Origin of the sequence: Proteiniphilum sp. UBA1028 (assembly GCF_002316955.1) — a bacterium.
GTDB lineage: Bacteria > Bacteroidota > Bacteroidia > Bacteroidales > Dysgonomonadaceae > Proteiniphilum.
Map to the genome: position 1 here is coordinate 41172 of NZ_DCEN01000052.1, position 9695 is coordinate 50866.

A 9695-nucleotide genomic window follows, 5' to 3' on the forward strand; every position below is an offset into this window, starting at 1 on the left:
TGATGACGAAAGGTAAATCTTTTGAGGAGGTCATGCAGCGGTTTCGTGAGACCACGTTCCACGAAACCTTCGACATGATTGTCGCCATCGCCAACGGAGGAATTATCCCCGCGGCAATCATCAATCAGCGGCTTAACATCGATATTCAACTATTAAAAATAAATTTACGCGATCCCGCCCAGAAACCGAAATACGACATGCCACAACTGGTGGCACCCATCGACTTCGACTTCCGGAACAAGACCATCCTTCTGGTGGAAGATCGCATTAAAACAGGAGCGACGGTGCAATTCGCCATCGATCTTTTACAAGACGCCAGGCAAATTAAAACATTTGCAGTGAACGGCACGGCCGATTACTCACTGTACGACGAAGCCTGTTTCAGATTCCCCTGGATAATATGAACAAACGCACTCTATTTCTGACTCTGTGTCTACTGACCGCAATCGCGCTGTTGGCCGAAAACAGACAACCTGCAGAAAGAAACGATACCGTTCGTCTGGATGAGGTAATTGTCACAGGCACCATGCCAAAGGTGAACCTGCGCAACCTACCCATGAGTATTTCGGTAATTTCGGGTTTGCTGATAGACGAGCGTATGCAACCCTCTCTCCTCCCCTTGCTTACTGAAGAGGTGCCGGGCCTATTCATTACACAGAGGGGTGTAATGGGCTATGGTGTGGCTAACGGGGCAGCTGGAGGGATGAGCATCCGTGGTATCGGCGGCGCTCCTACGTCGGGAGTGCTCGTGCTGATTGACGGTCACCCGCAGTACATGGGGTTAATGGGACACCCGCTTGCCGACAGTTACCAGTCGATGATGACGGAACGAGTAGAAGTGGTTCGTGGCCCTGCATCGGTTCTTTACGGATCGAATGCCATGGGAGGCGTGATCAATATCATCACAAAAAAACAGATACAAGAGGGACTACAACAATCTGCCCGAATCATGTATGGAAGTTATCAGACATTGAGTGCTGAAGTAACGAACGGATGGAGAAAAGAGGGACTGCAACTCATCGGCAACATCAGTTATAACCGTTCCGACGGCCAACGGGAAAACATGAATTTCGATCAGTGGAACGGCTATGCAAAGGCAGGCTACGATATTTCCCGCAACTGGAAAAGTTTTGCAGATTTGAATATCTCCCACACCCAGTCATCCAACCCGGGACCAATCTCCCAACCGATGATCGACAACGATGCTGCTATTTTGCGTGGAGTAGCCTCTGCTGCCGTGGAAAACGAATACGGCGTTACTTCGGGAGCTGTGAAATTCTTTTACAACTTTGGCTCACACAAGATAAACGATGGCTACCCGGCCTTCACACCTTCTTCCCAACCTGTGCAACCTCCCCTGCATCGCTTTCGTTCAGATGACCAAATGCTTGGATTTTCAGCCTACCAGTCGTACGCCTTCATCGAGGGAAACAAAACAACTGCCGGATTTGACCTCCAACGGTTTGGCGGTAAGGCCTGGAACAAGTTTCCAGACGAGACAGATAATGTAGAGCTGGCCGATGTACATTTGAATAATAGTGCGGCTTATTTGAATCTGCAACAGTCGCTTCCAGGTAATAAACTGACTTTCAACGGAGGAATAAGGCTGGATTATCACGAGATCAATGGCGCGGAATGGATTCCGCAACTGGGACTCAGTTTCAATCCTTCACCATCGACTGTACTGAAAGCAATTGTAAGCAAGGGATTTCGGAATCCTACCATTCGGGAATTGTATATGTTCCCGCCACAAAATGCAGACCTGAAGCCAGAACGGCTGTGGAACTACGAACTATCTTACCTGCAAACATTGTTCAACAATCAGGTAAGCCTGGGAGTAAACCTTTTCTATGTAGAAGGGGACAACATGATACAACAGACTCAACCCGGTGTAGGCAAATGGGAAAACAGCGGAGAAGTAAAAAACAAGGGCATTGAATTAAACACCACCTGGCAGGCAACTCACAACCTGCGTTTCTCTGCAAATTACAGCTATCTGAATATGACCCGTAAGATTCTGGCTGCCCCCGAGCATAAGATGTATGCGAGCGGGAATTATACAAAAGGAAAATGGATGTTCTCCTCAGGTCTGCAGTACGCGGGTAATTTATGCACAAGCTTGAATCCTGAAATCCGGGAAGAGCATTTTCTGCTCTGGAACATCCGTGTCCACTTTCGCATGTTTGACTGGCTGAACCTGCTTCTGCGAGGTGAGAACCTGCTTGATCAGGATTATGAGATCAACAATGGCTACCCCATGCCCGGTATCACCGTTTTCGGAGGCATGCAGGTAAATATTTAATCGGGTACACAAACTCTCTGTTCAGGACAAACTATCCCAACAGAGGTACATTTCAATATTTTTGAGAATGACAGAACGAATCACTGGAACATCAAAATAAACTTTATTATGGACAGACGAAATTTCTTACGTGCAATAGCCCTCACAGGAGCAGCCATCACGACGATGAAAGAAGCAGATGCAATGAGCATACTGACCCAGTCATTTGAAACCAGCCATGCTGCTGCCAAATATGACCTGGTAGCTGTGATGGGTGGTGAACCCGAAGCCATGTTCCGCAAAGCGATCGCAGAGATGGGAGGAATGAAAAACTTCATCAGCAAGGGCGACAAAGTATGTGTGAAACCCAACATCGGATGGGATCAACCGGTGGAAATGGCAGCCAACACCAATCCCAAGCTGATCGCGGAAATTATCAAACAATGCTTCGACGCCGGTGCATCGGAAGTAACCGTCTTTGATCACACCTGCGACGACTGGCGCAAATCGTACAGCAACAGCGGCATAGAAGAAGCCGCGAAGAAGGCAGGAGCAAAAGTGGTACCCGCACATCAGGAGTCCTACTACAAAACGGTTTCGATACCCAAAGGGAAAAACCTGAAGAGTGCAAAAATACACCAAGCCATTGTGGACAGCGACAAATGGATCAACGTCCCTATTCTGAAAAATCATGGAGGTGCACAGCTGACGATCTCCATGAAGAATTATATGGGGATAGTATGGGACAGGGGGTTTTTCCATGCCAATGATCTCCAGCAATGCATCGCTGATGTATGCACCTATGCCAAACGCCCCGTCCTGAATGTGGTTGATGCCTACAGGTTGATGAAGACGAGTGGTCCCAGAGGCAAATCACTCTCTGACGTGGTACTATCGAAGGGTTTGTTCATATCGCAGGACATCGTTGCCGCGGACACTGCCGCCGCCAATTTCTTTAATCAGGCCCGCGAAATGCCGATTGAAAAGGTATCGCACATTACCAAAGCACAGGAATTGGGACTCGGCACCATGGATCTCGACAAACTGAATATCAAAAGGGTTCGTATATAGTTTTCACCTATTATAGAATCCCAATTTATAATATCTTATCCACTACCGACCAGCATGTTATAGATACACACCTCTATACTTGTCTGTTTGGCAAACTGACCGAAAAAAAATCTCTATGTTAAAAAAGACACGTGTGGTCCTTTCTGTGGTCCTGTTCACACTCATTACCTTATATTTTCTCGACTTCAGGGATTTTCTCCCGGAAAGTTTTAGTTTTCTGGCCGAGATACAGTTTATACCCGCCCTGCTGGCAGTCAACGTCCTGGTGCTTGTATCCCTGGGGGTGCTTACCTTGCTTTTTGGCCGGGTCTACTGTTCCTCCATCTGTCCAATGGGCATTTATCAGGATCTGGTAGCGTGGCTTTCCAAAAAAATTACTCCTAAAAAAAAATATAACTACAGCAAGGCGAAAAGCATTCTGCGTTGGAGTATACTAGCAGCCACAATTTTGGCATTTATTTTTGGATTCGCCTTTCTGGTGGGGCTCCTTGACCCCTATGGAGCATACGGGAGAATGGCCACACACCTCCTGCGTCCGGCCTATCTGGCTGGAAACAACCTATTGGAAGCCATATTCACCCATTTCGATAATTACACGTTTTACAAGGTAAGCATCTATACGCTGAGCCTTTTTTCATCCGCTACTGCCCTGATTACGCTCGGGGTGATCGGTTACCTGGCATGGCGCAACGGCAGGACTTATTGTAATACTGTTTGCCCGGTAGGCACCACGCTCGGCTTTCTGAGCAAATACTCCCTGTTTAAAATTCGGTTTGTGGACGAAAAATGCAACACGTGTGGTCTGTGCGCCATGAAATGCAAAGCATCGTGCATCGATTCCAAAAACAAACAGATCGATTACAGCCGTTGTGTTACGTGCTTCAACTGTATAGAAAGCTGCCACCGTGATGCCATGAAATACAGATTTACCCTACCGGGTAAACAAAGACCGGCTGCCGCTGTGCCGATATTCAGTTATGCGAAAGAGGAAAAAGCGGAGAATTTAGTGAAGCCGGTGGACGCTTCCAAGCGCCGCTTTCTGTCGGCATCGCTGGTCACCGGTTTAGCCGCTGGAAATCTCATCGCGCAGGAAGTATCCAATGGTCTGATTCAGAAAAAAGAGCCAAAAAGACAGACCCCTATCGCTCCTCCGGGGGCAGTATCCTTCAATCATTTGCGGGAGAAATGCATCTCCTGTCATCTCTGCGTAAGCAAGTGTCCGAGTCACGTGATCAAACCGGCTTTTATGGAATATGGACTGGGGGGAATCATGCAACCCAAACTTTATTTTGATCGTGGATTTTGCAATTACGATTGTACCATCTGCGGAGAAGTGTGCCCCAGTGGAGCCATTCAGCCATTGACGAAAGAAGAAAAGAACCATACACAGATGGGAAAGGTGCAGTTCATCGTCGAAAACTGCATTGTATATTACGATGAAACAAGCTGCGGAGCCTGTTCTGAACATTGTCCCACCCAGGCAGTTCATATGGTTCCCTATAAAGGCTCATTGACGATACCTGAAACCGACACTTCTATCTGTGTCGGTTGCGGCGGATGCGAATATGTCTGCCCGGCCATCCCTTATAAAGCTATTTACGTGGAAGGATTGACGGAGCAGAACATCGTAAAAATTGAAAAGGAAGAGGTTGAGGAAATTGTCATTGATGATTTTGGGTTCTGAGATCAATCCATTCGAACTCTCAAAGGCCGGCGGTGAATAAATAAAATTACTTTATGAAGAAGATATTGATTGTTCTGCTTTCACTGTGCGTTCTCACCCCTGTAGCTGCTCAAAGTGGAATAGAAAGGATATTGCAGGAAGTAGAAAAAAACAACACGTCGTTGCAGGCGTTGCAAAAAGAGATCGAAGCGCAAAAAATTGGAAATAAAACCGGTAACTACTTACCCGATCCGGAGGTAGAGTTTGGCTACCTGTGGGGTACGCCAACGGAAATAGGCAACCAGAAAGATTTTGGGATCAGTCAGTCATTTGACTTCCCCACTGCTTACGGATATCGTAACAAGGTTGCAAATCTAAAAAATGAGAACCTCGATGGGCTGTACCGTTCTGAACGAATCAATGTGCTGTTGCGCACCAGGCAGATTGCCATTCAACTGGCTTACCTCAATGCGTTGTCAAAAGACTACAACAGAAGGGTGGAGAGTATCCGGACCATTGTCGACTCCTACCAGAAGAAGTTTGAACTGGGCGAGGTCGATGCCATAGAGAAAAACAAAGTCTATTTGAATTTCATTGCCTGCGTGAACGAGAAAGAAAAAATTGATATCGAACGGAAATCACTTTTGAACGATTTAAAGGCTCTGAACGGAGGCAAAGAGATTCAATTCAACGAGACAGAAATTCCGTTTACACCTCTTCCCTCAAACTTTAACGAATGGTATGCAGTAGCAGAATCCAAAAGTCCGGCCTTGCAGTATCTCAGCAAACAGGTCGACATCAGCAAACAGCAGGTAAAACTCAGCCGGTCATTGAGTCTCCCTAAATTAAGTGCCGGGTATGCCTCCGAAAGAATTCTGGGCGAAAAATTACAAGGTGTGGTTATCGGCATATCCATCCCACTTTGGGAGAACAGGAATAGAGTCAAAGAAGCGAAAGCGGATGTGCTTTCGTCCGAGTCGGCACTGGAAGACAACAAGATTCAGTTTTACAACAGGCTGCAAAGCTTATTCAATAAATCGGTCAGCTTACGGGATTTGGCGCTGAAGTATCGCGATGCACTTTCTTCCTACAGCAATGAACCACTTCTTAGAAAAGCACTCGATACAGGCGAGTTCTCCCTGTTGGATTACTTGCACGAAGCAGAATATTACTATGATGCATTGAACAGCATGTTGGAATTGGAACGCGATTATGCCCTCTCGGTGGCGGAATTGACAGCCATTGAGTTATAAATTGATAAATTTATTCGGATAAGCTTACACAGTAGAGTACATTTAAATCATACAGGTATGAAATTCATCGTATTATCGTCATTCTTTCTTATGGCCTGTTCACTTCTTGCGCAGGACATACAGTTGCCCACTCCTGACAGAACGGGAGGGAAGCCATTGATGCAGGCATTGAACGAACGGAAATCAACTCGCTCCTATCAAAACAAAGCGCTGACCCTTCAACAGCTGTCTGACCTGTTATGGGCGGCTAACGGATTTAACCGGGATGATAAACGTACAGCACCTACGGCAAACAACCGGCAGGAGCTGGAGCTGTATGTGGCCATGCAGAGCGGCCTCTATTATTACGACGCCCGGAAACATTTGCTGAAAGAGGTGAAGAAAGGTGATTATCGTGCTGAGACGGGCGTACAGGATTTTGTAGCGCAGGCGGCCCTCAATCTGATATTCGTCTCCGATATGGAAAAAGCTTCGGGCAGGCAATATGCCTACACCGACTGTGGTTTTGTGTCACAGAATGTCTATCTCTATTGCGCCTCTGCGGGACTGGGGTCTGTCGTGCGTGGCTCTTTCGACAAAGAGAAAATCGGCAAGCTACTCAATCTGAGCACCCGTCAGGAAGTATTGCTCACGCAAACCGTCGGGGTTCCCGACTAACCCGTCCACTCAACATGGCGAGGGCTTTTTTTGAAACAATTATGAGATATAATTGTTATGACTTTATTATATTTGCACTCTTATTGCAAATATTCGGATAGAATCATATATGAAAAGAGGAGTCGCCATACTGCTAACAACGATCATGCTGCTAACCGGTATTCAGCCGGTATTGTCGCTGCATCTTTGCGGGGGCACCCTTTTTTCGGTATCTTTTCACGAAGAATCCGAGAGTGGTTCTTGTTGCGAAATGCCAATGCAGGCCCCACAAGAGATCTCCGCCAGACAGAGGCAATCAGCCACAAACGCATCCTCCAGAGTCGATGTTTTTCACGAAGACTGCTGTGATTTCCAAACCCTGGAAATCTCCACGGACGATTTCAGTCACGATGTTGCGCAACAATCTACCCAACTTCCGACACCGTTAACTTACGCGGCTTGGGCAACGATCACCTCACTGCTGCAACCCGTTATTTCCGATACTTCTCTTCATCTCCGGCAGCTGTTTCCACCTGTCGGTCTGAGCAGAATCACAACTGACCTGCTTACTTTTATCTGCATCTACCGTATTTGATTTTTTACAGGTTTGCTGACCTGTTCTTTCCTTAAGCCGCTTATCACCAGTTTTTGCGAGAAGAATAACTTCTTAGTTGTAAAGGCAGGTAATGCTATTTTTCGTCTGTAATTTATAAATCAAATCATTCAACATGCTTAATAAAGTCATTCAATATTTTTTGAATAACAGGTTTTTTACAATTCTGTTACTCATCGTCATCATTGTATGGGGAATCTCCACGGCGCCATTTAACTGGCACAGTCTGCTGCCACGCGACCCCATACCGGTAGATGCCATCCCTGACCTGGGTGACAACCAGCAGATCGTTGCTACCGAGTGGATGGGCCGTTCTCCTAAAGATATTCAGGAGCAGATTACCTACCCGTTGACCACTTCGCTGCTGGGTATCCCGGGTGTGAAAACTATCCGAAGCACGTCCATGTTCGGGATGTCGTTTATCTACATCATCTTTGAAGAAGATATCGAATTTTACTGGAGCCGATCCCGTATCCTGGAGAAACTCAACTCCCTCCCGCCTGGCACGCTGCCCGACGGCGTACAGCCCTCTCTCGGACCTAATGCAACCGCCCTGGGACAGATATTCTGGTATACCCTCGAAGGACGAAACCCCGAGACCGGTGAACCTACCGGAGGGTGGGACCCCGACGAGTTGAGGACAGTACAGGATTTTTATGCCAAGTATACACTCTCCTCGGCAGAGGGAGTGGCAGAAGTTGCCACCATCGGAGGTTTTGTGAAGGAGTACCAGGTGGAGGTGAATCCCGATGCTCTCCGGGCCTACGACACCACCATCATGGATGTGATGAACGCCGTACAGAAGAGCAATCTTGACATTGGCGCCGAAACGGCCGAGATCAATAAGGTGGAGTACCTGGTCCGCGGGCTGGGATACATCAGGCATGTGTCTGACCTTGAAGAAGCGGTAATAACCGTCCGGAATGGCGTGCCGGTAAAAATAAAGGATGTGGCCTTTGTCACCCTGGGACCCGCAACCCGACGCGGAGGGCTCGACAAGGAAGGAGTGGAAGCCGTGGGCGGCGTGGTGGTAGCCCGTTACGGCTCCAACCCGCTTCATGTGATCAATAACGTGAAAGCAAAGATCGACGAAATGGAGTCGGGCCTCCCGCAGAAGACCCTGCCCGACGGCACCGTGACCAAAGTGACGGTAGTTCCGTTCTACGACCGCTCCGGACTGATCCAGGAGACCATCGGCACCCTGCAGGAGGACTTGTCGCACGAGATCCTGATCAGCGTCATCGTGATCATTGTCATTCTCATGAGCCTCAAAGCCTCGCTGATTGTATCCGGGTTATTGCCCCTGACGGTATTGCTCACTTTTATTGTCATGCGTCTCCTGCAGATCGATGCCAACATTGTCGCCCTGTCCGGCATTGCCATTGCCGTAGGCGTAATGGTGGACATCGGCGTGGTGTTTGTGGAAAACATTATTCAGCATATGGAGAAACCGGCAAACAAGGAGATCACGAAAGGTCAGGATTTTGTTAACCTGATTTACAGGAGTGTCAGCGAGGTGTCGGTACCCACCATTGTGGCCATGCTGACCACCATCGTCAGTTTTATCCCCGTCTTCTTCCTGGAGGCACAGGAGGGCAAACTTTTCAAACCATTGGCCTACACGAAAACCATCACGCTGGTGAGCGCACTGGTATTGGGTATGACCGTAGTACCCACCCTGGCCTATTACGTTTTTTCAATCGGTTTCTCTTCAAAGAAAGTGAAGAGGGTATTCAATGTTCTGCTTATTGCGGGCGGCATCGTGTGGTATGCTTTCTCGGGCACATTCCTGGTGCTTTTCATTTCTCTCTTCGGATTCACCAACCTGCTTGCCTACAAGTGGAAAAATCCCAAGACAACCACCTATATCAGTGCGGCAATTGCCGTTCTGGCTGCCCTCTATCTGCTTACCTCGAAATGGATGCCCGTTGGTCCTCACAGCGGCTTTGTCGTGAATTTCATTGTCGTGATTGTCAGCATTGCGCTGATCCTGGCCTTTTTTGAGACCCTGATTTCAAATTACGAATTCCTGATCCGCTGGTGTCTGGCCAATCGCTGGAAGTTTATGATCCTCCCCGCATTCACGTTACTTTTGGGTGTGACGATCTGGTTTGGCTTCGATTCGCTTTTTGGGTTTGTGGCCAAAGGTTTTGAGACAGTAGGCTGGAAATCGTTCCG

8 protein-coding genes are annotated in these 9695 nt (G+C 47.8%); all 8 read left to right on the forward strand.

What is annotated here, in order from left to right; translation table 11 throughout:
* Window positions 1–2 precede the first annotated feature (2 nt).
* Complete coding sequence (locus tag B3Z75_RS09855) at window positions 3–404, forward strand: phosphoribosyltransferase (RefSeq protein ID WP_294071007.1); 402 nt, start codon at window positions 3–5, stop codon at window positions 402–404.
* Window positions 401–2302 carry a TonB-dependent receptor plug domain-containing protein gene (locus B3Z75_RS09860; RefSeq protein WP_294070977.1) on the forward strand — a complete coding sequence of 634 codons (1902 nt, stop codon included), beginning with the start codon at window positions 401–403 and terminating at the stop codon, window positions 2300–2302. The genes B3Z75_RS09855 and B3Z75_RS09860 overlap by 4 nt, the downstream gene beginning before the upstream one ends.
* 108 nt (window positions 2303–2410) lie before the next feature.
* Window positions 2411–3352 (forward strand): DUF362 domain-containing protein, encoded by a 942-nt coding sequence (locus B3Z75_RS09865; RefSeq protein ID WP_294070980.1) that lies wholly within the window; start codon window positions 2411–2413, stop codon window positions 3350–3352.
* Window positions 3353–3467: 115 nt separating this feature from the next.
* Window positions 3468–5036 (forward strand): 4Fe-4S binding protein, encoded by a 1569-nt coding sequence (locus tag B3Z75_RS09870; protein WP_294070983.1) that lies wholly within the window; start codon window positions 3468–3470, stop codon window positions 5034–5036.
* Between the two features lie 53 nt (window positions 5037–5089).
* Window positions 5090–6268, forward strand: a complete 1179-nt coding sequence (locus tag B3Z75_RS09875) for a TolC family protein (protein ID WP_294070986.1) — start codon at window positions 5090–5092, stop codon at window positions 6266–6268.
* A gap of 57 nt (window positions 6269–6325) precedes the next feature.
* Complete coding sequence (locus B3Z75_RS09880) at window positions 6326–6925, forward strand: SagB/ThcOx family dehydrogenase (protein ID WP_294070989.1); 600 nt, start codon at window positions 6326–6328, stop codon at window positions 6923–6925.
* 109 nt (window positions 6926–7034) lie between these two features.
* Window positions 7035–7499, forward strand: coding sequence for a hypothetical protein (locus tag B3Z75_RS09885; protein WP_294070992.1), 465 nt, complete (start codon window positions 7035–7037; stop codon window positions 7497–7499).
* A gap of 133 nt (window positions 7500–7632) precedes the next feature.
* Window positions 7633–9695, forward strand: a 2063-nt coding sequence (locus B3Z75_RS09890; protein WP_294070995.1) for an efflux RND transporter permease subunit, incomplete at its 3' end; no start/stop codon positions are given.